The organism is Paenarthrobacter sp. RAF54_2 (assembly GCF_052113945.1).
Taxonomy (GTDB): Bacteria; Actinomycetota; Actinomycetes; order Actinomycetales; family Micrococcaceae; genus Arthrobacter.
Map to the genome: position 1 here is coordinate 159,379 of NZ_JBFRDV010000015.1, position 23,466 is coordinate 182,844.

General features: G+C 62.1%; 20 protein-coding genes. 5 read left to right on the forward strand and 15 right to left on the reverse strand.

The annotated features are described in order from the left end of the window. Positions 1-4 precede the first annotated feature (4 nt). The 4 genes from AB4Y87_RS16605 to coaE form a co-directional block, all read right to left on the reverse strand. Positions 5-1,321 carry an MFS transporter gene (locus tag AB4Y87_RS16605; RefSeq protein WP_442005406.1) on the reverse strand — a complete coding sequence of 439 codons (1,317 nt, stop codon included), beginning with the start codon at positions 1,319-1,321 and terminating at the stop codon, positions 5-7. Between the two features lie 29 nt (positions 1,322-1,350). Beyond that, complete coding sequence (locus AB4Y87_RS16610; protein WP_442005407.1) at positions 1,351-2,379, reverse strand: TerC family protein; 1,029 nt, start codon at positions 2,377-2,379, stop codon at positions 1,351-1,353. Positions 2,380-2,545: 166 nt separating this feature from the next. Beyond that, positions 2,546-4,639 (reverse strand): excinuclease ABC subunit UvrB, encoded by a 2,094-nt coding sequence (gene uvrB, locus AB4Y87_RS16615; protein WP_442005408.1) that lies wholly within the window; start codon positions 4,637-4,639, stop codon positions 2,546-2,548. Positions 4,640-4,669: 30 nt separating this feature from the next. Further along, entirely contained in the window at positions 4,670-5,911 is a 1,242-nt protein-coding gene (coaE, locus tag AB4Y87_RS16620; protein ID WP_442005409.1) for a dephospho-CoA kinase, read from the reverse strand. Between the two features lie 22 nt (positions 5,912-5,933). Between coaE and AB4Y87_RS16625 the strand changes: the two genes are divergently transcribed. Then, entirely contained in the window at positions 5,934-6,620 is a 687-nt protein-coding gene (locus tag AB4Y87_RS16625) for an IMPACT family protein (protein WP_442005410.1), read from the forward strand. A 143-nt stretch (positions 6,621-6,763) separates the two neighbouring features. Here the strand turns inward: AB4Y87_RS16625 and rpsA are convergent, their stop codons facing one another. From rpsA to polA, 4 genes are all read right to left on the reverse strand, one after another. Further along, the gene (gene rpsA / locus AB4Y87_RS16630) at positions 6,764-8,239 is read right to left on the reverse strand and encodes a 30S ribosomal protein S1 (RefSeq protein ID WP_216925808.1); all 1,476 of its coding nucleotides are present in this window, start codon (positions 8,237-8,239) and stop codon (positions 6,764-6,766) included. 205 nt (positions 8,240-8,444) lie between these two features. Then, positions 8,445-9,503, reverse strand: coding sequence for a polysaccharide deacetylase family protein (locus AB4Y87_RS16635; protein ID WP_442005411.1), 1,059 nt, complete (start codon positions 9,501-9,503; stop codon positions 8,445-8,447). Between the two features lie 63 nt (positions 9,504-9,566). After that, complete coding sequence (locus AB4Y87_RS16640; protein ID WP_442005412.1) at positions 9,567-10,907, reverse strand: GNAT family N-acetyltransferase; 1,341 nt, start codon at positions 10,905-10,907, stop codon at positions 9,567-9,569. Between the two features lie 84 nt (positions 10,908-10,991). Then, a complete protein-coding gene (polA, locus tag AB4Y87_RS16645; RefSeq protein WP_442005451.1) occupies positions 10,992-13,634 on the reverse strand; it encodes a DNA polymerase I in 2,643 nt (880 codons plus the stop codon). A 160-nt stretch (positions 13,635-13,794) separates the two neighbouring features. Between polA and AB4Y87_RS16650 the strand changes: the two genes are divergently transcribed. Further along, entirely contained in the window at positions 13,795-14,259 is a 465-nt protein-coding gene (locus tag AB4Y87_RS16650) for a hotdog fold thioesterase (RefSeq protein WP_442005413.1), read from the forward strand. A gap of 26 nt (positions 14,260-14,285) precedes the next feature. On the opposite strand, the gene AB4Y87_RS16655 is transcribed toward AB4Y87_RS16650, so the two are convergent. From AB4Y87_RS16655 to AB4Y87_RS16680, 6 genes are all read right to left on the reverse strand, one after another. After that, positions 14,286-14,831 (reverse strand): dihydrofolate reductase family protein, encoded by a 546-nt coding sequence (locus tag AB4Y87_RS16655; protein WP_442005414.1) that lies wholly within the window; start codon positions 14,829-14,831, stop codon positions 14,286-14,288. A 13-nt stretch (positions 14,832-14,844) separates the two neighbouring features. Next, positions 14,845-15,792 (reverse strand): hypothetical protein, encoded by a 948-nt coding sequence (locus AB4Y87_RS16660; protein WP_442005415.1) that lies wholly within the window; start codon positions 15,790-15,792, stop codon positions 14,845-14,847. After that, positions 15,789-16,778 carry a hypothetical protein gene (locus AB4Y87_RS16665; protein ID WP_442005416.1) on the reverse strand — a complete coding sequence of 330 codons (990 nt, stop codon included), beginning with the start codon at positions 16,776-16,778 and terminating at the stop codon, positions 15,789-15,791. The genes AB4Y87_RS16660 and AB4Y87_RS16665 overlap by 4 nt, the downstream gene beginning before the upstream one ends. 92 nt (positions 16,779-16,870) lie before the next feature. Beyond that, positions 16,871-17,092, reverse strand: a complete 222-nt coding sequence (locus AB4Y87_RS16670; protein ID WP_442005417.1) for a hypothetical protein — start codon at positions 17,090-17,092, stop codon at positions 16,871-16,873. Beyond that, entirely contained in the window at positions 17,089-18,294 is a 1,206-nt protein-coding gene (locus tag AB4Y87_RS16675) for an anion permease (RefSeq protein WP_442005418.1), read from the reverse strand. The genes AB4Y87_RS16670 and AB4Y87_RS16675 overlap by 4 nt, the downstream gene beginning before the upstream one ends. Positions 18,295-18,473: 179 nt before the next feature. After that, on the reverse strand, positions 18,474-18,980 hold the full coding sequence (locus tag AB4Y87_RS16680; RefSeq protein ID WP_442005419.1) for an HAD domain-containing protein: 507 nt from the start codon (positions 18,978-18,980) through the stop codon (positions 18,474-18,476). 131 nt (positions 18,981-19,111) lie between these two features. Here AB4Y87_RS16680 and kynA point away from each other — a divergent pair, with 131 nt between their 5' ends. The 3 genes from kynA to AB4Y87_RS16695 are packed head-to-tail and all read left to right on the forward strand — an operon-like array spanning position 19,112 to position 22,114. Continuing rightward, positions 19,112-19,981 carry a tryptophan 2,3-dioxygenase gene (gene kynA / locus AB4Y87_RS16685; protein ID WP_442005420.1) on the forward strand — a complete coding sequence of 290 codons (870 nt, stop codon included), beginning with the start codon at positions 19,112-19,114 and terminating at the stop codon, positions 19,979-19,981. A 34-nt stretch (positions 19,982-20,015) separates the two neighbouring features. Beyond that, the gene (locus tag AB4Y87_RS16690; protein WP_442005421.1) at positions 20,016-21,254 is read left to right on the forward strand and encodes a kynureninase; all 1,239 of its coding nucleotides are present in this window, start codon (positions 20,016-20,018) and stop codon (positions 21,252-21,254) included. Continuing rightward, the gene (locus AB4Y87_RS16695; RefSeq protein WP_442005422.1) at positions 21,251-22,114 is read left to right on the forward strand and encodes a PaaX family transcriptional regulator; all 864 of its coding nucleotides are present in this window, start codon (positions 21,251-21,253) and stop codon (positions 22,112-22,114) included. The genes AB4Y87_RS16690 and AB4Y87_RS16695 overlap by 4 nt, the downstream gene beginning before the upstream one ends. On the opposite strand, the gene AB4Y87_RS16700 is transcribed toward AB4Y87_RS16695, so the two are convergent. Then, positions 22,101-23,441: an MFS transporter gene (locus tag AB4Y87_RS16700; protein ID WP_442005423.1), complete on the reverse strand. Its 1,341-nt coding sequence runs from the start codon at positions 23,439-23,441 to the stop codon at positions 22,101-22,103. The genes AB4Y87_RS16695 and AB4Y87_RS16700 overlap by 14 nt on opposite strands. Positions 23,442-23,466: the final 25 nt, after the last annotated feature.

A 23,466-nucleotide genomic window follows, 5' to 3' on the forward strand; every position in this document is an offset into this window, starting at 1 on the left:
CGTCCTAGGCAGGGATTGCACGGCGCGCCCGGGCAGCGGTGGCGGCTGTCAGTGCCAGCATCACAGCGGCCAGCACTCCGGCGGCTATGTTCAGCCCTTCGTAGCCGAGCCAGGCGAGGACAAGTCCGGATGTGGCGCCGCCCGTTGCACCCGCCGCGCCCATGAGCGTATCGGAAACGCCTTGCACGGTTACCTTCTGCTCTTGGGCAACACTTTCAGCAAGGAGCGTGGACCCGGCAATGGTCGCGGCGGACCATCCAAGGCCAAGGATGATCAGGCCTATGGTCACCAATACGGGCTCTTGCTGACCGATTCCCGCGATCAGCACTGCCACTAGCAGAAGTCCGTGCCCTATGGCGATCGTTTGGATGCGGCCGGCTTTGTCCGTTAGCCAGCCCCAGAGCGGCGAGAGGGCGAACATGCCGGCGATATGCAGCGAAATTGTCAGCCCAATGACAACCAAGGCGTCTGTGCTGTCGGTTGTTCCGCCGTGATGGCCGGCATGTGAACCGCCCACCAGCTGCTGCAGGTGCAAGGGCGTCATGGACATGATCGCCACCATGACGCCGTGGGCAGCAACCACGGCTGCAAGCGCAAGGATGGCCCGAGGCGAGGAACGAACAGCTTGAAGGCCGGAGCGGATAGTGCCCCTGACAGGGAGGGTCCCCGAGCCTGCGGACTCCGAGGCCAACCGCCGCGCCAGCAGCAACGGGTCCGGCCGCAAACCGATGAAGAGCAACACCGCCGCCAGGAACAGACCTGCGGCTGAGAAGACGAAAGGACCGGCAATGGGTGGCAGGCCCAACGCGGACCCCACTGCGGCACCAGGTTGGATGAGGTTTGGACCGGCCACGGCTCCGATAGTGATCGCCCAGACGACAGTGGACAGTGACCTGCCGCGGTGCTCAGCGTGGGCGAGGTCGACGGCGGCGAACCTCGCCTGAAGGTTGGCGGCTGTACCAAGTCCGAGAAAACCGGCAGCGAGCAGGAGCAACGGGAATGATTCGGCCACCACGGAGACCATCACCAGGACTGCCCCGATCATGGCAGCCAGCAGGCCAGAAACGAGGCCCACCCGGCGTCCGCGCGCTTCCGCCAGCCGTGCCAGCGGTAGGGCAGTCAAGGCTGCCGCGAGGGTGAGGACAGTAGTGATCGATCCCGCCCACGCCTCGGACCCGGACAGATCCACGGCCAGGAGCGATCCGATGGACAATGTGGCGCCGTTGCCGACTCCGCTGAGGAGCTGGGCCGAACTGAGCAGGAAAACAGTACGACGCTGGACCCGTTGGGGGTCCAGCGCCGTAGTAGAAGTGGTAGTCACTTCACGAGACTACAACTTTCACAGCCCGGTTACTCGGCTTCGCTCAAGCTCTTCTTCGAGTCCTCTTCCAACCGTGCGTCCAGCTTGGACTGGCGTGCCGCCGGGCTGAGCAAGCTGGCGACGACTGCTACGACGATCGTGCCGATAATGACCGCCAAAGAAACGAAGGTAGGAATCTCGGGAGCCCACTCGATGTGGTGGCCGTTGTTGATGAACGGAAGCTCGTTGACGTGCATTGCGTGCAGGACGAGCTTGACGCCAATGAAGGCAAGAATGACTGACAGGGCGTGCTTCAAGTAGATCAGCCGGCTCATCAGTCCACCCAGCAGGAAGTACAGCTGGCGCAGGCCCATGAGCGCGAAGATGTTGGCTGTGAAGACGATGAAGGCACTCTGGGTCAGGCCGAAGATCGCGGGAATGGAGTCCACCGCGAACAGGAGGTCGGTCATGCCGATGGTCACGAAGACGATCACCATCGGGGTGAAGACCTTCTTGCCGTTTACGGTGGTCCGCAGCTTGCCGCCGTCGAACTTTTCAGACATCGGAAGGACCTTGCGCAGGCGCGCAACCAAGGGGTTTTCGGCACCTTCTTCTTCGTCTTCACCGGAATCTGTGGCCTGCTTCCAGGCAGTCCACAGCAGGAAGGCGCCGAAGATGTAGAAGATCCAGCTGAACTGCTCGATGACCACCGCGCCCAGGGCAATGAAAATACCGCGGAGGACCAGKGCGATGATGATGCCCACCATCAGCACTTCCTGCTGGTATTTCCGGGGCACGGAGAAGCGGGCCATGATGATGATGAAGACGAACAGGTTGTCGATGCTCAGGCTGTATTCAGTAACCCAGCCGGCGACGAACTGGCTGCCATATTCGGGGCCAGTGAAGTAGAACATGGCACCGGCAAAGACCAGGGCCAAGGCAACGTAGAAGGCGACCCAGAGGCCGGCTTCCTTCATTGATGGTTCGTGGGGACGCTTGACCACCAGGAGGAGGTCGATGAGCAGGATGATGCCGAGGGCGACGAATGAGCCGACCTCAAACCAGATTGGAAGCTCCATTAATGCAGGCCTTTCGCAGGGTACGGGAAAGCGGTGTAAGTCTCTCCGGCCTGCCAGTGCGGTGAATGCACATTCAGCGGCCCACTAAGTCCGGCGAGGCATCTGTGCCTTGCGTGCTGACGGACATAGCGCTTGGGATACTCCCCTACGTGACCACAACCTTACCTTAGGCGTGCCCTGCGGACTGCATTTGACGCAATTCGCGCTTCAACTCCCCCACTTCGTCGCGGATTCGGGCGGCGACCTCGAACTGCAGCTCGGCAGCGGCCCCGTGCATCTGTTCCGTGAGTTGTTCGATCAGGCCAACCAGATCTTCTGCGGGAGCCGCGGCCAGTCCGTCCTTCCGGACGGTGGCTGCACCCTTGCTGCCCGAGGTACGTTTGGCTCCCTTGGCCAGCCTGTTGTTCAGGAGCTCCTGGGTATCAGCATCTTCGCGGGCCAGCTGGTCCGTGATATCAGCGATTTTCTTCCGAAGCGGCTGGGGATCAACGCCATTGTCGGTGTTGTACTTGACCTGGATGGCGCGGCGACGGTTGGTTTCCTCGATGGCGTGCGCCATGGAGTCCGTGATCCTGTCCGCATACATGTGGACCTGGCCGGACACGTTTCGAGCGGCACGGCCAATCGTCTGGATAAGGGACGTGGATGAACGCAGGAAGCCTTCCTTGTCCGCATCCAGGATGCTGACCAGCGAGACTTCAGGCAGGTCCAGGCCTTCGCGCAGGAGGTTGATGCCTACCAGGACATCAAAGACTCCCATCCGGAGTTCACGCAGCAGCTCAACCCGGCGGAGAGTGTCGACGTCGGAGTGGAGGTACTGGACTTTGACGCCGTGGCCCAGGAGGTAGTCCGTCAGGTCTTCGGCCATGCGCTTGGTCAACGTAGTTACCAGGACGCGTTCATCGCGTTCAGTGCGCTGGCGGATTTCGCCCAGGAGATCATCGATCTGTCCCTTGGTGGGCTTCACGATCACCTCGGGATCGATGAGTCCAGTGGGTCGGATGATCTGCTGGACAGTGCCGTCTGCCTTCCCGAGCTCGTACTTGCCGGGTGTGGCCGACAAGTAGACGGTCTGGCCGATGCGTTCAAGGAACTCGTCCCACTTCAAAGGCCTGTTATCCATGGCCGAGGGCAGCCGGAACCCATGGTCCACCAGCGTGCGCTTGCGGGACATGTCCCCTTCGTACATGGCGCCGATTTGCGGGACGGTGACGTGGGATTCGTCGATGACCAGAAGGAAGTCGTCAGGGAAGTAGTCCAGCAGGCAGTGCGGTGCCGTACCGCCTGCACGGCCGTCGATGTGCCGTGAGTAATTCTCGATGCCGTTGCAGAAACCCATCTGCTGCATCATTTCGAGATCGTAGGTGGTCCGCATCCGCAGCCGCTGGGCTTCCACCAGCTTGTTCTGGCTCTCCAGCACCTTCAGGCGCTCGGCGAGTTCGTCCTCGATGGCCGAGATTGCGCGGCCCATCCGCTCCGGGCCGGCAACGTAGTGGGAGGCCGGGAAGACGTACATTTCCGTTTCCTCGCGGATGACCTCGCCCGTTACCGGATGCAGCGTGTAGATGTTCTCGATTTCGTCGCCGAAAAATTCGATTCTGAGTGCGAGTTCCTCGTACATGGGAATGATCTCTACGGTGTCCCCACGGACGCGGAAGGTGCCCCTGTGGAAGTCCATGTCATTGCGCGCGTACTGCATGGAAACGAACTTGCGAAGGAGGTGGTCACGGTTCATTTCGGCGCCCTTGGTGAGCGTCACCATGCCCGCGATGTACTCTTCGGGTGTTCCCAGGCCGTAGATGCAGGAGACTGTGGCCACCACGATGACGTCTCGCCGGGTCAGCAGTGCGTTGGTTGCCGAGTGCCGAAGCCGCTCGACTTCCTCATTGACCGAGGAGTCCTTTTCGATGAACGTATCCGTCTGGGGTACGTACGCTTCGGGTTGGTAGTAGTCGTAGTACGAGACGAAGTACTCCACCGCATTGTTGGGCAGGAGTTCCCTGAACTCGTTGGCCAGCTGGGCTGCCAGCGTTTTGTTTTGAACCATGACCAGCGTGGGACGCTGCACCTGCTCAATAAGCCAGGCTGTGGTGGCGCTCTTGCCCGTACCGGTAGCGCCGAGAAGGACAACATCCTTCTCGCCGTTGTTGATGCGTTCTGTCAGTTCCGCAATTGCCGCCGGCTGGTCGCCGGCGGGTTGGTAATCGCTGACGACTTCGAAGGGCGCGACGACACGGTTGATCTCCTGGGCAAGACTCATGACACCAATCTACCCCCGCACCCCGACAGTTTATTGTTCGGAATTAAGTCCCGCTGCAACAGAAGAATACGACGGCGGTTGCCAGCCGGTGCGGCTGGCCCACTCATCCATCAGCGGCCAGGCCACATCCGTGAACCAGGGTTCTTTGGCATCGGCGTATGCAGCCGTGCCGGGGTCGCTGGCATGTTGTGCAGCAAGTTCGCGCTTGTGCCCCTCATACAGGGCAACGGCAGAAGCTTCGGCCCTCAACCAGTCACGAAACAGCAGCGCGTATCTCCAGCCGGGCGAGCCGGCAACGCGCACATGCAGGTTCGTCGGGCGTCCTGGATCCGCGTTGGCATGGAAGCGTTTCTGCCATTGGGCCGGATCCGGCTGTGACGGCTTCGGGGTGTCTGCGACGACGCCCGGAACACGCGGGTATCCGGCCGCGGCCAGATGTGGCGCAATCCGATCCGCCACCTCAAGATCGGCAACAGTCAGTTGAAGGTCTATGACGTCCTTGGCGGCCAACCCGGGCACCGAGGTAGATCCAATGTGGTCCACGGCAAGGATGTCCTCCGGTGCTGCTGCCTGGATCCGCGAGGACAGTCGGGCCGCTTGCGGGCCCCAGTCGGTTCTGGAAGCAGACAGGACTGGCCCTTCTGTTCGCCGGGCACGAACTCCCCGCCGGCAATTGTCCGCGAAAGGCAGCAGTCGACTGAACCACAAGGCATCCACTGTGGCGAGCAGTTCCTCCCGGCTGCCGGAATTTTCCAGGACGATGTCCGCTGCAGCGTTTCTTGCCTCTTGGCTGGCTTGGGCCGCCATTCGGGAACGCGCGTCCTCCGGGCTCATCCCGCGAAGGTCTACCATGCGTTGTATCCGCACGTCATCGGGAGCATCCACCACAATCACCAAATGGAAAGCACTCCCCTGCCCTGTCTCAACCAACAGGGGAATGTCCTGGACCAGAATGTCTTCATCCGCGGCTTGGGCAACGATCGCGGCTGCTGACTCCCGGACCAACGGGTGGATGATGCCGTTGAGCACTTCACGCCGTGAGGGATCCTGGAAAACTATGGCCCCAAGGGCGGGCCGGTCCAGTCTCCCCTCAGGGCCCAGGATCCCCGGTCCAAAAGCCTCTACTACGCGGGCGAGGCCCGGAGTTCCGGGCTCCACCACTTGCCTGGCAATGAGGTCAGCATCAATGAGCACGGCCCCCAACTCCTGCAGCCTGGCAGCCACCAGCGATTTTCCCGAGGCGATACCGCCCGTCAGCCCGATCTTCAACACCCCTCCACACTAGACTGAAGCGGTGGAAATTGAGGATGACAGCCGTGCAACCAGTTACACAACGCTGGCTGAAGGTCCGGATTTCCGCCACGAACTGGAGATCCGGCGTTCCCGCTTCATCACTGTTCTCCGCCGCTCGCCGGACGAAGGAACTGCACGCTCCCTGGTGGCTGCGCTGAGACGCGAGTTCCATGACGCACGGCACCACTGTTCGGCTTTCGTTGTAGGTCCGGACAGGATGATTCAACGTTCCAGTGACGACGGCGAACCGTCGGGCACGGCCGGTATTCCCATGCTGGAAGCACTGCTCAAACGTGAGACAGCACCCGGGGTGACCGACCTTAGCGACGTAAGTGTCGTCGTCGTCCGCTATTTCGGCGGAATCCTCCTTGGCGCGGGCGGGCTGGTCCGTGCCTATTCCGAATCGGTATCTGCAGCTTTGGAACTGGCACCCCTGGTGCAGCGTCGGCGGCTGCGGCTTTGCGACATCGACGTGCCGCACGCGGACGCCGGACGCTTGGAGAACGAACTCCGCGGATCCGGCTTTGTCATGGCAAACACCAGCTATGAAGCCAAGCACACAGTCCTCCGGGTCGCGCTGGCGGACAACAGCGACGCCTTGGCGGAGGCGCACTCCCGTGTAGCGGCCCTCACTGCAGGCACGGGCACACTGAGTCCGCAGGGAACGGAGTGGATCGATGTGCCCTGAATCAACTATGCAACCCCGGGTGGGACTGGCCGATGTCGACGAGCAGATTCTTGAGAAGCCACGTTGCTTAGGCAGAAGGACCCCTGCCGCATGGCAGGGGTCCTTCTGTGGCTATTCAGCGCATCCCGTGAGGGGTGGCGGAATTAGTTGCCGGTCAGCTTCTCGCGCAGTGCTGCGAGAGCTTCGTCGGACGCCAGGGTACCGGCGTTGGACTCAGCAGCAGCCGGCTCCGAGGAGTAGCTGGTGGTGCCGGAATCGCTCTCACCGGACGTTGCAGCGGCAGCGTCGTCAGCAGCGTGCTGTGCAACCTGCTTCTTGTGGGCTTCCCAACGGGTCTGGGCGTCAGCGTACTGCTGCTCCCAAGCGGCGCGCTGGGTCTCGTAGCCTTCGAGCCATTCGTTCGACTCGGGGTCGAAGCCCTCGGGGTACTTGTAGTTGCCCTCTTCGTCGTACTCAGCGGCCATACCGTACAGAGCGGGATCGAACTCGGTGCTGTCAGCGTCAACGCCCTCGTTAGCCTGCTTGAGGGAGAGGGAGATGCGGCGACGCTCGAGGTCGATGTCGATGACCTTGACGAACAGTTCGTCCCCAACGGAGACAACCTGCTCGGCGAGCTCAACGTGGCGGACAGCCAGCTCGGAGATGTGAACGAGGCCTTCGATGCCGTCTTCGACGCGAACGAATGCACCGAACGGAACCAGCTTGGTGACCTTACCCGGGACAACCTGGCCCAGGGCGTGGGTGCGGGCGAAGGTCTGCCACGGGTCTTCCTGCGTAGCCTTGAGCGACAGGGAGACACGCTCGCGGTCCAGATCCACTTCGAGGACCTCGACGGTGACTTCCTGGCCAACCTCGACAACCTCGGACGGGTGGTCGATGTGCTTCCAGGAGAGCTCGGAAACGTGAACGAGGCCGTCTACGCCGCCAAGGTCCACGAATGCACCGAAGTTGACGATGGAGGAAACAACGCCGGGACGAACCTGGCCCTTTTCCAGCTTGTTGAGGAACGTGGAGCGGACCTCGGACTGGGTCTGCTCGAGCCATGCACGGCGGGACAGCACAACGTTGTTGCGGTTCTTGTCCAGCTCGATGATCTTGGCTTCGATCTGCTGACCGATGTACGGAGCGAGGTCGCGAACACGACGCATCTCGACGAGGGATGCGGGCAGGAAGCCGCGCAGGCCGATGTCCAGGATGAGGCCACCCTTGACAACCTCGATGACGGTACCGGTAACGACGCCGTCTTCTTCCTTGACCTTCTCGATGTCGCCCCAGGCACGCTCGTACTGAGCACGCTTCTTGGAGAGGATCAGACGGCCTTCTTTGTCTTCCTTGGTGAGAACCAAAGCTTCGACCTGATCGCCAACGGCAACAACTTCGCCGGGGTCAACGTCGTGCTTGATGGAAAGCTCGCGGGAAGGGATGACACCTTCGGTCTTGTAACCGATGTCGAGCAGGACTTCGTCGCGGTCGACCTTGACGACGGTACCTTCGACGAGGTCACCGTCGTTGAAGTACTTAATGGTGGCGTCGACAGCTGCGAGGAAGTCCTCAGCGGTACCGATGTCGTTAATGGCGACTACGGGGGTACCGGGCTTCTCGGTGGAGGTGATGGTCATGTAGTAGGGGCTCCGTTGTGGATAGTTAGTCGGTCAGGCAAACCGCTGCCGCCCGGGTCCGGACGGCAGAACACGGCAAAATACCGGGTCATCCTGATTTGTGGATTAATACAAAATGGACGCATGCACGTAGTACACGCCCGTTTATTCTAGTCGTATCTGCAAAGCAGGGTCAAAAGGACTCCGGCAGGACCAGCAAAGGCGTTCATACAGGCAAGACGTCTCCGAGCCGCGCGAACGTAATCCCCCGGTCCAGCAAGCGAGGCAAAGCCCTCGCGTAACCCTCTGCAGTTCCGGCGCCCGGCCTGTTGAAGTGCGAGATGACGATGTCTCCCGCCGCTGCCTTGGCCACTTCCCCGGCGACGGTAGCCGGCGCAAAGGTGGCCCCGCCGTCGCCGTTTATCGTGAAGTTGACTGGCAGCATCCCCAGCCTGCGGGTCATGCTGGCAGCGACGTCATCGTAGAACGCCGTTCCTGGCCGGAAGAAGCGCGGGGAAACCCCGGTTAACTCATGCATGAGGGCCTGGTTGCCCATCAATTCCTCGTACACTGCCGCAGGGTTTGCCGTTCCGGCTATGCCGTAAGCGGACTTGCCATTGACTGACAAGGGCAGGTGAAGTGTGCCGTGGTTCGAGAGCTCGAACAGGGGGTCGGCGGCCAGTTCCGCGGCAAGTGACTTGTTCGCGTTGATCCAACGGCTGTTAATGAAAAGTGTGGCGGGGACGTTGAGGCTGCGAAGTGACTTGAGCAGCTTGTGGTCACAGCCGGTTCCGCCTGGGCCGCCGCAGGCATCGAACGTGAGGGCCACATGCCGGGATGCCGAATTGTTCACCACACCCGTCACGTGAAGGCCCCACTCCTGCGGCCGCAGGGATCCAAATTCTGCCAGGATCTGCGGCTTGCCTGGGATGGCGGCTGGCAATGCGGGAGCGCTCGACGGCGGCACTGGGCTCTGGTCGCCTGCGTCGCCGCTGCCTCCCTCACCGCTGCCGGCCTTGGCGGCGAGGGCAGCAGCAGCTTGCTCACTGGACAGCGCGGCGATGGAGGGCGGTGGCGTCGCAGGGCCGGCCCCGGGTCCGTTTGGTGGGACAACCACGGGCCCATTTGAGGGACTACCAGGGGCCATCTGCCCTGGTCCGGCGGCGTCCGGGAGCGCCCCTCTCCCGTTGTCCGCGCAAGCCGCCAGAGCTGCAGTTGCCAGCCCCGCCATTCCAAGCAGCACCGAACGCCGGCCGGCCAACGGCCGCCGCTTGGAATCCCCCATGGATGTCCTTGTCTATTGAGTATGTGAGTCGCTCGTAAAAGTGCTTATTTCCGGAAGTGCTTTTTAGAAGTGAGTGAGGCAGTGCGCCGGCCGTTCCACAGCAAAAAGCTGCTGGGCTGCGAACGCGGCACCGGGCTTGCCTTCGCTCATCCGCCCGGCAGCAGTGAGCGTCACTGGGGACACAGCACCAAGATAGATGGACGCGAGATCCGCGACATCCATGCGGAGATCAGGTTCTTGGCCGGATGCCTCGGTGACGGCCGCGGTAGCACCGCCGTCGGACACCAACGCCCATGTGCCACCAGCCAGACCAAGTGTATCCGAGACTTCCATGACGAGCTTTCCGGCAATCGGATACCGTCGGGCGGCCAGCGCTGCCGGAACGTCCAGGATCCGTAGCCACAACATGTCCCGAACATCCGAGGAGTCGATGCATCTGGGATCTTGCAAGGCCCAGGTCAGCGGATCGTCCACGGGGGCCTCGGCCCACGTCACCTGGTCAATGAGATCGATGCTCCCAAGGAAGCGCCAGAGATCGAGATAGGCCGCATTGGTACCAGCAACGAGGTCCACGATTTCCATGGTGTAGGGCTTGTGATCCCAGCCCTTGAAGCGATAGGAAACGTAGCCGTCCAGTGTTCCGGAGGCATCGTAGTGCAGGGCGCTTCGGACACTGGTATCAGGCTTTCCGTCATGGCCGATCGCTCCGGAAGCCAGCAAGCGATAGTACTCTTGGCGGTCTACTGAGCCAGGAGTCGCACGCTGGACGTGGCCGAAGATCTGTGGCGCAACCTCCAGGAGCACGCTGGAGTCAGCCACCTCAACCGTTCCTGTCGCCAACCCCTTGAGGCGGAAACGAGGGCCGGTGTCGACCTTGATGCTGCGTTCAAAGGTAGCCACGCCAAAACCGAAGCGGCCGTAGATGGACCCCTCTGAGGCGGTCAGCGCTGCCATGGCGAGACCATCGTCCTTTGCGCCGGCAAGGTCAGCAGTGATCATGCCCCGGAGCAGCCCTTTGCGCCGGTGCGTTCCACGGACAGTCACGTTGGTCACCAGGTTTGATTCCAGTTGTCGGCCAAACCCGATATTCAGGGATTTGCGCATGGTGCCGTACGTGGCCACCGGGACCTCGACGCCCAGAGCGTGCTCGGGAACGTCTCCGTTGATGTACACCCCGGTCAATTCACGCTGGTCTGTGCGGTAGGCCGCCAGGGTCTTGGCGATGTACTCCTCGTCACGCCTGTGCTGGTGGAAGCCGTGCGAGACTGCCTGGACCCATGCCGCACAGCGAGAGTAGACAGGGTCCTCAGGATCAGTTACTGCAGGGAATTGTTGAACCCTGTATTTGTCGGCATCTTTCTCGGCGGAGTTCGTTTCGGAATTACTTTCATTGGGATCAGCCACGCCCCCGAGCCTAGCCAGACGCCGGAGGGCGCGCCACCATCAAGGCGGCGCGCCCGCCGGCGATCCTTTCGAACGTGCGGGTTACTAGTGGCCTGCCTCGTACCAGCTGGACCCTACGCCGAGCTGGACGTCCAACGGGACAGACAGCTCAGCAGCACTCCCCATTTGCTCTACGACCAGTTTTTCGACGGCGTCGCGCTCTCCCGGGGCGACCTCGAGGACGAGTTCGTCGTGGACCTGGAGGAGCATCCGCGATTTCAAGCCCTGGCTCGCAAGTTCGGCTGAGACGCCCAGCATTGCCCGCTTGATGAGGTCGGCGGCGGAACCCTGGATGGGCGAATTAAGCGCAATGCGCTCGGCTGCTTCCCGGGCCTGACGATTGGTGCTGGTGAGGTCCGGGAGGTAACGGCGGCGACCTTCAATGGTGGCCGTGTAACCGTCCATCCTCGCCTGGTCCACAACGCCCCTGAGATAGTCACGCACACCGCCGAAGCGATCGAAGTAGTCCTTCATCAGCGTCCTGGCCTCATCCACCGAAATTTCCAGCTGCTTTGAGAGGCCAAACGAGGTCAGTCCGTAAGCCAGGCCGTAGGACATCGCCTTCACCTTGGAGCGCATCGCGCTGGTGACCTCGGCAGGAGGGACATTGAAGATCCGCGAGCCCACGAAGCGGTGCAGGTCCTCGCCATCCCTGTAGGCCTGGATCAGCGCCTCGTCACCGGAGAGGTGGGCCATGATGCGCATTTCAATCTGTGAGTAGTCAGCAGACAGAAGGCATTCATACCCTTCGCTGACCACGAAGATCCCGCGGACCCGGCGGCCTTCTTCACTGCGCACCGGGATATTTTGCAGGTTGGGGTTGTTTGAGGAGATCCTGCCCGTGGCGGCGATGTTCTGCGCGTAGGTGGTGTGGATACGCCCGTCATCCGCGACGGACTTCTTGAGGGTTTCCACCATCTGGGCGAGCTTTGAGGATTCGCGGTGGGCCATGAGCTGCACCAGGAACTCGTGGCCGGTCTTTTCCAGCAAGCCCTTCAGGGATGCGGCGTCGGTGGTGTAGCCGGACTTGATCTTCTTGGTCTTGGGAAGTCCAAGTTCCTCGAACAGGACGGTCTGGAGCTGCTTGGGTGATCCCAGGTTTACCTCATGACCGATTGCCGCAAACGCCTGTTCCTGGGCGTTCTCGATCACCTTGGTGAGGTCCGCAAGCTGTTCGTCCATGCGGTCCGTGGAGACGTAGATACCGGTCAGTTCCATCTGCGCCAGGACCCGGGACACCGGAAGCTCCAGCGTGGTCAGCAGGGCGTCGGCTTTGATACCGGCAAGTTCCGTTTCGAAGTGCTTGCTGAGGGCATGCACGACGGCGGCCTGCTGGACGAGCGCTGCGGCCGCGGCTTGGTCGCTGCCTCCCGTGAGGTCCAGCTCCAACTGCCCGGCGGATGCGGTCACAACGCCCAAGGAGATCTTGAGGTGGACCTGGGCGAGCTCCGGGAGGTCGTAGCTACGGCGGTCCGGCTGGATCAGGTATCCGGAAATCGACGTGTCATCCACAACGCCTTCCAAGCCCAGACCACGGTTGTGCAGGGCCTTGAGCGCGGCCTTGAACTCGTGCACCACCTTGGCTTCTTCAGGGTCCCGGAGCCAGCTGGCCAGCGCCGACTCGGCTGCTGAATCCAGCCCGCTGAGCTCGATGTAGGCAGCGCCATTGTTCCGGACCACAGCCAACGCGCTGGCATCCTCGCCGATACGGCCCTGGACAGGCTGGATGGCTATCGCGGAACGAGTGCCGGAACCGGCGCTGAAGAAGGCCTCAAGCTCAGCGGCGCCCTGGAGTATGGCAAACTCGGGGGCTTCGATGGTGTCCGGGGCAGCACCGGTGGTGTCGTCGCCGTAGAGATCGAAGAGCCGGGGGCGGAGCGTACGGAATTCCAGCTCCTCGAACAGTTCCTCGATGGCCTGGCGGTCCGGGCGCGGCTCGTGGAGGTCCTCGAGCCTGACGGGCAGTTCGAGGTCTGTCAGCAGCTGGTTCAGCCTGCGGTTCCGTTTGACGTTCTCAAGGTTCTCCTTGAGCGCTCCGCCCACCTTGCCACCGATGGCGTCAAGGTTCTCCAGGATGCCCTCCAGGCCACCGTAGAGGTTGATCCACTTGGCGGCGGTCTTTGGCCCCACGCCGGGTACGCCCGGAAGGTTGTCCGCCGATTCGCCCACCAGGGCAGCCAAGTCCGAATACAACGCGGGCTTGACGAAGTACTTCTCTTCGATGGCCGCTGCATCCAGTTTGGGGATGTTGCTCACGCCCTGCTTGGGATAGAGCACAAAGACGTTGTCGTTGATGAGCTGGAAGGAGTCCCTGTCCCCGGAGACCAGGAGGACCTCAAAGCCGGCGGCATCCGCCTGGGCCGCAAGGGTGGCCAGGATGTCATCAGCTTCGTAGCCGGGCAGAGCAATGGTCTTGATTCCCCACGCCTCCATAACCCTCGCGATGAGGGCGATTTGGCCCTGGAACTCCGCGGGCGTGGCGTTACGGCCGCCCTTGTACTCGCTGTACTCGGCCTTGCGGAAGGTGGTGTCGTCAGAGACATCAAACGCGACGGCGACGTGCGTGGGCTTCTGGTCCTTGATCAGGTTGATGAGCATGGAGGTGAACCCATGCACGGCGTTGGTGTACTGGCCTCTGGCAGTAGAGAAGTTCTCAGCGGGGAGGGCGTAGAAGGCCCGGAACGCCATGGAATGGCCATCCAGGACCAGCAACCTGGGCCGGCCCTCCCCCGTGGTGCTGGACGAAGCGGTGGAAGAGGGGGTGGGTGCTGTTGCAATGGCAGCAGCTTGGGCCGTTGGAACCTGGTCCGGTTTGGTTGTTTCACTCACAGGTGCCAGCCTAGTTGGCATGATGGACAATTTCACGCCGAACCGGTTTGTCGACGAGCTGAACGAGGCAGGTGTGCCCGAAGAGTTCCATGAGTGGCTTTCCGGGCATGGCGTTGGCTCCCTTGTGGTGAAAATGGGTATTCGGTTTACCGAGCTCAGCGCCGAACGCACTGTGGCAACCATGCCTGTGGAAGGGAACACGCAAGTAGCCGGCATCCTTCACGGCGGAGCCCACGTGGTCCTGGCGGAAACCCTGGGCTCATTTGCTGCGTCGCTTCACGCCGGCAGAGGGCGGCACGCTGTGGGAATCGAAGTCGGCGCAACGCATCACCGCTCCATCGCCAGCGGAACGGTAACCGGCACGTGTACGGCGATCCACCTGGGCGGGACGTTGGCCACGCACGAGATCGTTATCACGGACGAAAAAGGCCGGAGGCTTTCAACTGCCCGGATTACCAACATGATCCGCAACAACCGTCACTGACCCGGCAGCTACCGCGGCCCAAAGAGCTACTGCGGCGGCATGCGGTAATGCAGTTCAGCCGCGGCCCCGCCAAGGATGCGCGAGGACAGCAACTCAAGTGGCGCCGTCGGACCCTTGAGCGGCAGCAGCCGCTTACCGGCGCCGAGCACAACGGGGATGATGGTGACGATCATCTCGTGGAGCAATCCGGCGTTGGCGAACTGGGCTACCAGGTCCCCGCCGCCCACCAGCCAGACGTTCTTGTCTCCGGCGTCGGCGAGGAGGTCCGGGGCGAACTCGCGCACATCCCCACGGACGAACGTGACGTTCGAACCGGCCGGAGCCGAATATTCATGGTGGGTGAACACCCAACAGGGGGTGTCGGGGTAGGGCCACTTGCCGGGCTCGTGCTCCATGAGCCAACGGTAGGTCTCGCCGCCCATGGCGATACAACCCACCCCTGCGAAGAAGGACTCATAGCTGCCGCTCACGCCTTCAACCTGGTCGAATTGCAGGAGCCAGCCGAGGTCGTCGTCCGGAGAAGCAATGAAGCCGTCGACGGTGGAGGCAACGTAGTACTGGAAGATCGACATGGCCCCAGACTAGTCAGTTGGCGTTGGCGTTCCCATACTCCACACGCACACTGCCATCATCGCGGAGTACCACCACCCGGCCCTGGGCAAGCGTCCATCCGTCGTTCAGCAGAAAGATTCTTCCGCCGCTGACCACCAACAGCCTCAGGCCTGTGTACCGGTACAGCGGCACGGCATCTGTACCAGCTGACTCCTCATGGACGTTGGGCGCTGTCACGGCCAACCGCTCCTTGCTGTACACCACGGCTGTTGGCAGCAGACTGGACCGTTCCTGGTAATCGATGGCTGCGCCCCGCCCAAGGGCTTGCGCGTAATCGGACGTACCCCAGAAAAGAAGCAGGGTGACCAGGACAAACACCAGGGATCTCTCGAGCGAGCGCGGAGTGGTGGCGCGGAGTCCCCGTTGGGCCGGATCGGCGGCCCGCCGGCGCACGCTCAGTCCCCATGCCCCCACAAGTAGGCCGGCCGCGATGAGGAACGGCGCATAGAGCAGGATCCGTTCCGGCTGGGTCACGATCGCCACCCACATCACGGCCGCGTAGGCGAAGCCAAGAACCAGCACTACCAGGGCGGCTCTTCGCAGAAGTGTCCGGTAGCGTGCGGCGCCCAGGAGTCGGGAAACCAGCCTATCCACCATGAGCCACAACAACCCGATCACCACGAGCCAGGCCAACGGCTGAAAGAGCGACTGGATACTCCGCAGGATAAAGTCCTGCACCGTGTAGCCAAACAGGCTGACGTCCAGGCCCATGGCCTTTGCCTGGGCATCCGTACGTGCCCAGCCGAAGTAGACCAGCAAGGCTGTGGCGACAGTCAGGGGCGGACCAATGACGGAGAGGACGTCCAGGGTCCGCTGCCAGCGGTTGTTGACCAGGCTCCGCTCCTCGGCTTCTTGTGACGCAGCGGGCTCCTGTGACGCAGCGGGCTCCTGTGAGGCAGCGGACTCCTGGGGGACGCTCATGGAGTTGCCGTTGGGGAGGCACCAAAGGAAGGAATGGTTGGCGGACCGCTCTGTGTGGGTCCATCACTTGGCCGGGTTCCAGGCGTTCCACCCGGGCCCGTGCTGGTCGGCGTGGAGTCTTCATAGAAGAACGTCACTGTTCCACTGATGTCCACGGTGTCCGTGATGGAAATGCGGACGGAGTCGCGGCCGTCGGACGGCGGCATCCTCAGGTACAGGGTTTCGTAATCGCCTCCTCCGGCAACTATTTCGGGAGCTGCCGGGACGCCGTCGAACAAGATGTCCCCAACCCTCACGTAATAGCCATCCAGCCTGACGACCGTTCCGCCTGATGGGGGGCCGGAGGCACGAGCTGTGCCGGCCACTGGCCTCAGGTCGTTGTCTACCACCGTGAGGCCGCTCAAGTGCCGAGGGCAAGCTTCACCCGGGGCGGTCTGAGGCTTTAGTGGAACTCCCGGGTTGCTGCGGTGTTGGGCGATCGCAGAGGCTGACGTGGCGGCAACCGTGAATTCGAGACACTGGGTCTGGGGTATGCGTGGTGTTGCTGCTACGGCGTTCGAAGCCCGCTGCCAGTCCTGCTGGGAACCGCTTTGGAGTGCCTTGCAGACAGCGGCGCCCGCTTGCCAGACAGCAGCGTCTTCCGCACCTTCCAGGCTTTGGGCGAGGGCATCGCATTGGAATTGCTGCAGCAGGAGATAGCGCTGACCGGAGGTGGGATCGTTGGGGCCCACCGGCCCAATGGGTACCCAACGCACCACGGGCGCTTCCGCCTGTGGAGCCCCGGGTCCAGCCGGACCAGCGGGCTGCCCGGCAGTGGGATCGAGGGYGCTGGGAACCGCTAGTGCTGTTGCGGTGGTGACGGGAGGTGCCGGATTGGGAGAAGGACTACCTGGTGAGGCAGCGTTGGGAACGCAGGCAGAAAGTGCCAGCATCAGGACCGGAACCAGTGCCAGTCCGATGAGATGGCTTCGGGAATGGCACTTCATGACAGCCCCACATCTGCCGGATCACAATCACGCAGTGATGTAACTTCACTGCTGATTATTCTCCCGAAAGGACTTTGCTGCCAGAGAGGCCGTTACTTTCCGAAGTAGGGCACGATCAAGTAGATGCCGAACAGCACGGCCAGTCCGCAAACGCCGAAACATACGACGGCCAGCGAACGGATGAGTCCAGGCGACTTCTGCTGGGCGTCACCTGCAATTGCGGTGAGGCGTACTCCCAGAGAGTAAAGGACCACCAGTGTCACGGCAGCAACGAGCGTGACGCCGGCAACCTGAAGCAATTCCAGCCACTTCATCGCTGCACATCCTTGTTGTTGACGGACTTTCGGGTTTTCTTCTTCTTGCTGAACTTCACGGCGTGGCCGGCCTCTTCGACTTCCACTGCGTTGTGGTGGCCGACATGGGATTTACGCGAGGCAACAAACATGAAGACGACGGCGGCGCTACCGACGACCGCGGCGATGACCACACCCACGACGCCGATATTCACCAGGAGCGCGGTGAGTCCACCCACGATTGCCGACGCCGGAAGCGTGAACAGCCATCCCAACGCAATTTTTCCGGCGGTGCCCCAGCGCACCGAGGTGCCCTTTCGGCCCAGTCCGGAGCCAATAACCGAGCCGGAAGCGACCTGGGTGGTGGAGAGTGCGAACCCCAAATGGGAAGAAGCCAGGATGGCGGAGGCCGTGCTGGTCTCCGCCGAGAATCCTTGGGCAGGCTTCACTTCGGTCAAGCCCGAACCCATGGTGCGGATGATGCGCCATCCGCCGGCGTACGTACCGATGGCGATGGCCAGGGCGCAAGCGGTCACGACCCAGAACTGGGGACCGGATCCAGGCGCCTGCGTACCTGCTGCGATGAGAACCAGGGYGATGATGCCCATGGTCTTCTGGGCGTCATTGGTGCCGTGCGCGAGGGCAACGAGGCTGGAAGTGAAGATCTGGCCGGTCCGGAAACCGCCACGCTTCTGCGTGAGCTTGTCGCCCGTTTCCGGGTCATGGCGGGACGTCAGCGCGTAGGCCAGGCGCGTGCAAAGGTATGCCACGGCGCCGGCGATGAGTGGTGCGAAGACAGCTGGCAGGATCACCTTCTGCAGCACTGTTTCAAAGTTGATGGAGTGTACTCCGATACCCACCACGGCGGCGCCGATGAGGCCGCCGAACAGTGCGTGGGAGGAACTGGAGGGCAGGCCCTTGAGCCAGGTGACCATGTTCCAGAGGATTGCACCCATCAGGCCGGCAAAGATGATGTCCGGCGTGATGTGGATACCGTCCGAGCCTTCCCGGATGAGTCCACCGGAAATGGTTTTTGCCACTTCAGTTGATAGGAACGCCCCAACAAGGTTGAGCACGGCAGCGAGGGCAACCGCCGTCTTGGGCTTGATCGCCCCCGTAGCGATAGGCGTAGCCATCGCATTGGCTGTGTCGTGAAAGCCGTTGGTGAAGTCAAAGAATAGGGCCAACGCTATGACAAGCGCGACCATGAAGGTGATTTCCACCTGTTGCCCAATCTGCAGAGTCGACGTTCAGCAGTTCCACTTCCCCGTACCTGCCATGCACAGCATAGTTCAGCCAATGTTCAACTGACTGGACTTGCCGCACTCTATCCGGCGGGCTTGAAACCTTTAGAATCCTACGTGCCAACCACCGAGCCGACAAACATTTACCGGCGCTTCGCTCAACCGAGGAAGGTCCGGACCGCGGCAAGATCGCGGCGGGAGAGTCCCTTACGCGGATCCGGTGAGATGCAAAGCACACGGTCCTGGTGGTATTCGGCCCAGGAACGGGCGTCTGACTCTTGGCCAAGTTGGTCATCCAGCCATACGAAGCGTTCAGCCCCAATCGCGGCCAGGTCCTTCTGGAGCGCGCCCAGTTTCCACCATTCCGGGCTTTGGTCCCAGCCCTGGCTGGAGAGGACAGGCCAGTCCTCGCCCTTCAGTCCAATGGCAGGGCAGAGGAACTCCGGGGCAAGGCGTTCCCAGGTGGTAAGCCAAACAAAACGGGCGAGGGGATGCTGCGAGATCTCGTTCAGTTCGGCCACTGCCTCCGGCGCGAACGCGACGTCAAGGATGCCGGCGTCGGCGATTTTCCACTCGCCGCCCCAATCAGTGACGCCTTGGGGTCCGAACGGGTTCACCACGCCGTCGACGTCCAAATATATGGACACCGGCATGTTGGAGGCCATGGCCGTCCTCCCTTCCCCCAGGTTCCGGTGTATCAAGCCCAGCGTACGGTACGGCGGAGAACTTCAGGGGAAGAACATACAAATCAAATCATTCTCTTGACGTTCGTCATGGAAGTGATAATCTCGAAGATATGGAAAAGCCCCCAGTCCATTCCCCCCAAAGTGTCCGCCACATTGAAGACTCTGTCCGCACCGATTTCCGGCATGCGATGTCCTATGGCGGCTATTTGGACCTGGACCACCTGCTCAGCTCCCAGCATCCGCTCAGCCAGCCGGAGCACCACGACGAACTGCTGTTCATCATCCAGCACCAGACCAGCGAGCTTTGGCTCAAGCTGGTCCTTCATGAGCTGCTGGAAGCCCGCAGGCTCTTTGACCTTGACAACCTTGGCAAGGCACTCAAGTGCATCGCCCGCGTCAAGGCCATCCAGCGCACCATGACCGAACAGTGGTCGGTCCTGGGTACGCTCACGCCTCGCGAGTATGCTCAGTTCCGCGGCTTCCTGGGCAGTTCCTCAGGTTTCCAGTCGTACCAATACCGTGGCGTTGAATTCCTGCTGGGCAACAAGAACCGTGGAATGCTGAGGGTCTTCGAAAGCGACCCCGAGGCACATGCCCTGCTCAGCAGGCTGCTGGAAGAACCCACGCTGTATGACGCCTTCCTGGCGGTGCTCGCCCGCGCCGGATATGACATTCCGGCAGACATCCTTGAACGGGACACCAGCGAGCCCTGGACCTTCCGCAAGGATCTGGTCCCCGTCTTCCAGAAGATCTACGAATCGGACGATACCCAATGGGGGCTGTACGAGGCGTGCGAAGACCTGGTGGACGTCGAAGACAACTTCCAGGCCTGGCGGTTCCGCCACCTGCGTACGGTCCAGCGGACCATCGGGTTCAAGGTGGGCACCGGCGGCTCCTCAGGGGTCGACTTCCTCAAGCGCGCCCTTGATCTCACCTTCTTCCCCGAGCTGTACGCCGTCCGTACTGAGATCGGCAACTAGCAAACTTCCGGCCACTACTCCCCAGGAGGGAACCATGACTACCGTTCAGCAGACCCAATGGCCAACGTCGGCCGAGCTGGACGCCGAAGATCCGCTCGCCGCCCAGCGTGAGGCCTTCTACACGCCCGACGCCGGGCAGCTCACCTCTTATCTGGACGGCAACTCACTCGGACGCCCATTGAAAGCAACTGCTGCCAACCTTCAGTCGTTTGTGCAGGACGCCTGGGGCAGCCGCTTGATCCGCGGCTGGGACGAACAATGGATGGATGAGCCTACCCGCGTGGGCGATCGCATCGGCGAAGTCGCGCTTGGTGCGGCGCCCGGGCAGGTCACTGTGGGCGACTCGACGTCGGTCATGCTCTACAAGCTGATCCGGGCAGCGGTAGATGCCCAGCCAGGGCGTGACGAGATCATCATTGACCGCGACAACTTCCCCACGGATCGCTTCATCATCGAGGGGATCGCCAAAGAACGCGGGGCAAGCATCAAATGGATCGCGGCCAACCCCTCCAGCGGCGTCCGTGCCGCCGATCTCGACGGGCTCCTGGGCGAGCGGACCGCCGTCGTGGTTCTTAGCCATGTGGCTTACCGCTCCGGGTTCCTGGCCGACGCGAAGTCGATTACCGGCAAAGTACATGCTGCCGGTGCCCTCATGCTCTGGGACCTGTGCCATTCCGTAGGTTCCGTGCCGTTGGAACTTGATGCTTGGGACGTTGACCTGGCCGTCGGCTGCACTTATAAGTACCTCAACGGTGGTCCGGGATCCCCCGCGTTCGCATATGTCAACGCCTCACGGCAAGACGCGCTCCAGCAGCCAATTTGGGGCTGGATGGGGGCGGACAATCCGTTTGGCATGACGGATTCCTACCGCCCCGCAGAGGGAATCCGCCGGTTCATCACGGGTACTCCTCCGGTTCTTGCCATGCAGCCAATCAAGGACATGGTGGAACTGATCGCCTCCGTGGGCATGGATGCGGTCCGGGAGAAGTCCGTCAAACTCACGGAGTACGCGATTGCCCTCGCCGAAGAACTCCTGGTGCCACTTGGCGTGGACATCGTGAGCCCCCGCGACGCTGCCGAGCGTGGCTCGCACATCACGGTGGACCACCCGCTCTTTGCCGACGTCACAGCCAAACTGTGGGAGCAGGGCGTCATCCCTGACTTCCGTCCCCCGCATGGTCTGCGCATCGGCCTCTCTCCCTTGAGCACGAGCTACGCCGAGGTTGAGCTGGGAGTGACCGCTATCCGCGACGCCCTCGCCGAACTGCTGTGAGTGCCGTCCTTGACGATATGGACTCCCGTCCCGGGAGTACCACATCGTTGCTGCGAACAGTCATCGGCTTGTACTTGCGGGAAGCCGGCGGATGGATGTCGGCCAAGGACATCGTCGTCCTCATGGAGGCCCTGGGCACATCCGGGACAGTGACCCGGACGGCCCTGGGCCGCCTCCGGAAGAAGGACGTGGTGCTGCAGGAGACGCGCGACGGGATACCCGGATTCACCCTGACCGAGGGCGCGGCCACCATGCTGGCCCGCGGCGACCGCCGCATTTACAACCCCATCAGCATGTCACCGTCCGATCCATGGTGCCTGGTGTCCTTTTCGATTCCGGAGACCGAGCGGGAGAAGCGCCATCAGCTGCGGCGAAGGCTCCACTGGATTGGGTGCGGGACTGTGGCCGCCGGCTTGTGGATTTGCCCGGATACCCTTCGCGGCGAGGTGGAGGAAATCCTTGCCGACCTCGGACTCCGAGGGATGGCAACCCTCTTCGTCACGCAAACCCCACTGGTGGGCGGCACCCTCCAGGACGCTGCGTCAGCTTGGTGGGATTTGGATTCGGTGGCGGAGCTGCACAAGGATTTCATCCGGGAGCACGGCGCCGCGGTGCCCGAACCGGACAGCGGCGGGATCGAAGCGACCCAGAGGGCCTTTGCCAGGTACGTCCAATGCATCGACCGCTGGCGGATCATCCCCTACCTCGACCCCGGGCTGCCCGGCACATTCCTGCCTGAAGACTGGCCCGGGGCCGAAGGCACTGCGTTGTTCAAACGGATTGTGGAGGCCTACGCGGAACCAAGCGCGGAGTTCGTGCGCCGCACCTTGGAAGGAAGGGCGCTGGTTACTGTTTCCTAGCGGCCACCCCGAGCCAGTACGGCGAGCCGAGCTCGTCGATGGGCGTCCTTGCCGTCTCCCGGGAGAAGAAAGCTGCCACTGCGGCGATGAGCATGCAGAGGACCGCGAAGCCCGCTACCGGTAGCCAGCCGTCGTGGCCCTTACCCAGGAGGAGTCCGGCGATCAACGGTCCAAATCCAGCGACCACCAAACCAAGCTGGTTTCCCAAAGCCATGCCGGAATAACGGACCGGTGAGGCGAACAGCTCGGCGAAGTAGGCTGGCCAGATGCCGTTGAAGCAGGAATAGAGCAGCGTCATGTTGGCAAATGCTGCAGCAAAGACCAGCAAGATGTTGCCGGTGGACAACGCGGCGAAATAGGCGAAGATCGTGACCGAGCAGCCGAGGGCAGCCGTCAGGAGAAGCGGCCTGCGCCCCACTCTGTCAGAGAGCTTCGCAGCCAAAGGCATCACGAACATCGACAATCCAATAGCTACGGCGTTCACCGTCAGGATCGATGCTTTGTCAAAGCCCGCCGATCCTGTGGCGTAGGAGAGGCCAAACACCGTGAATATGGTTTGCATGACGGACATGATGGACATGCCCACTACCCTGATCACGTCCCCGGACTGGAAGCGCAGGACCTCGCGGATCGGCATCGGTGCTACCGCTTGGCGGTCCTTTGCTTCCTCGAATACCGGCGTCTCGTCCAAATGTGTGCGCACCCAGTAGGCGATGGCCAGGACCACGATGGACAACCAGAATGGAATGCGCCAACCCCAGCTCATGAGTGCTTCAGTGGGCAACGCAGCTATTGGGATGAACACGAGCGTTGCGAGGACCATTCCGGAGGCGTAGCCGGTCATCACAAAACTGGTGAAGAAGCCACGGCGGCCCTCCGGGGAGTGTTCCAAGGTCAGGGTAGAGGCGCCCGCTGATTCCCCACCGGCCGAGAAGCCTTGTGCCAGCCGACCAATCACCAGCAGGATTGGCGCCCAAATGCCGATCTGGCTGTAGCTGGGCAGGAAACCGATGCCCAGGGACGCGGTGCCCATCACCCCCAGGGTGATGAGCAGGACCTTCTTCCGGCCCAGCTTGTCGCCGAAGTGTCCCATGACCATGCCGCCTACCGGGCGGGCAACATACGCGACTCCAAAGGTAGCGAATGCCCCGATGAGTCCCATTGCAGGGTCCTCGGACGGAAAGAACAACGGGCCGAAAACCAAGGCGGCAGCCGAACCGTAGATGAAGAAGTCGTAGTACTCCAGGGTGCTTCCCAGAAAAGAGGCGAGTGCGGCTTTTCGTGGGGTCTTACGCAGCGCTTGGGGCTGCCGGGTGGTGCTTAACATAGCGATTCTCCTTTGAATGGCAGAC

Bases quoted from the DNA above. Each gene is read 5' to 3' on its own strand.
- uvrB (WP_442005408.1), bottom strand. From the start codon at position 4,639: ATGAGTCTTGCCCAGGAGATCAACCGTGTCGTCGCGCCCTTCGAAGTC.
- rpsA (WP_216925808.1), bottom strand. From the start codon at position 8,239: ATGACCATCACCTCCACCGAGAAGCCCGGTACCCCCGTAGTCGCCATT.
- AB4Y87_RS16635 (WP_442005411.1), bottom strand. From the start codon at position 9,503: ATGGGGGATTCCAAGCGGCGGCCGTTGGCCGGCCGGCGTTCGGTGCTG.
- polA (WP_442005451.1), bottom strand. From the start codon at position 13,634: ATGGCGTTCCGGGCCTTCTACGCCCTCCCCGCTGAGAACTTCTCTACT.
- AB4Y87_RS16650 (WP_442005413.1), top strand. From the start codon at position 13,795: ATGATGGACAATTTCACGCCGAACCGGTTTGTCGACGAGCTGAACGAG.
- AB4Y87_RS16655 (WP_442005414.1), bottom strand. From the start codon at position 14,831: ATGTCGATCTTCCAGTACTACGTTGCCTCCACCGTCGACGGCTTCATT.
- AB4Y87_RS16660 (WP_442005415.1), bottom strand. From the start codon at position 15,792: ATGAGCGTCCCCCAGGAGTCCGCTGCCTCACAGGAGCCCGCTGCGTCA.
- AB4Y87_RS16670 (WP_442005417.1), bottom strand. From the start codon at position 17,092: ATGAAGTGGCTGGAATTGCTTCAGGTTGCCGGCGTCACGCTCGTTGCT.
- AB4Y87_RS16680 (WP_442005419.1), bottom strand. From the start codon at position 18,980: ATGGCCTCCAACATGCCGGTGTCCATATATTTGGACGTCGACGGCGTG.
- kynA (WP_442005420.1), top strand. From the start codon at position 19,112: ATGGAAAAGCCCCCAGTCCATTCCCCCCAAAGTGTCCGCCACATTGAA.
- AB4Y87_RS16690 (WP_442005421.1), top strand. From the start codon at position 20,016: ATGACTACCGTTCAGCAGACCCAATGGCCAACGTCGGCCGAGCTGGAC.
- AB4Y87_RS16700 (WP_442005423.1), bottom strand. From the start codon at position 23,441: ATGTTAAGCACCACCCGGCAGCCCCAAGCGCTGCGTAAGACCCCACGA.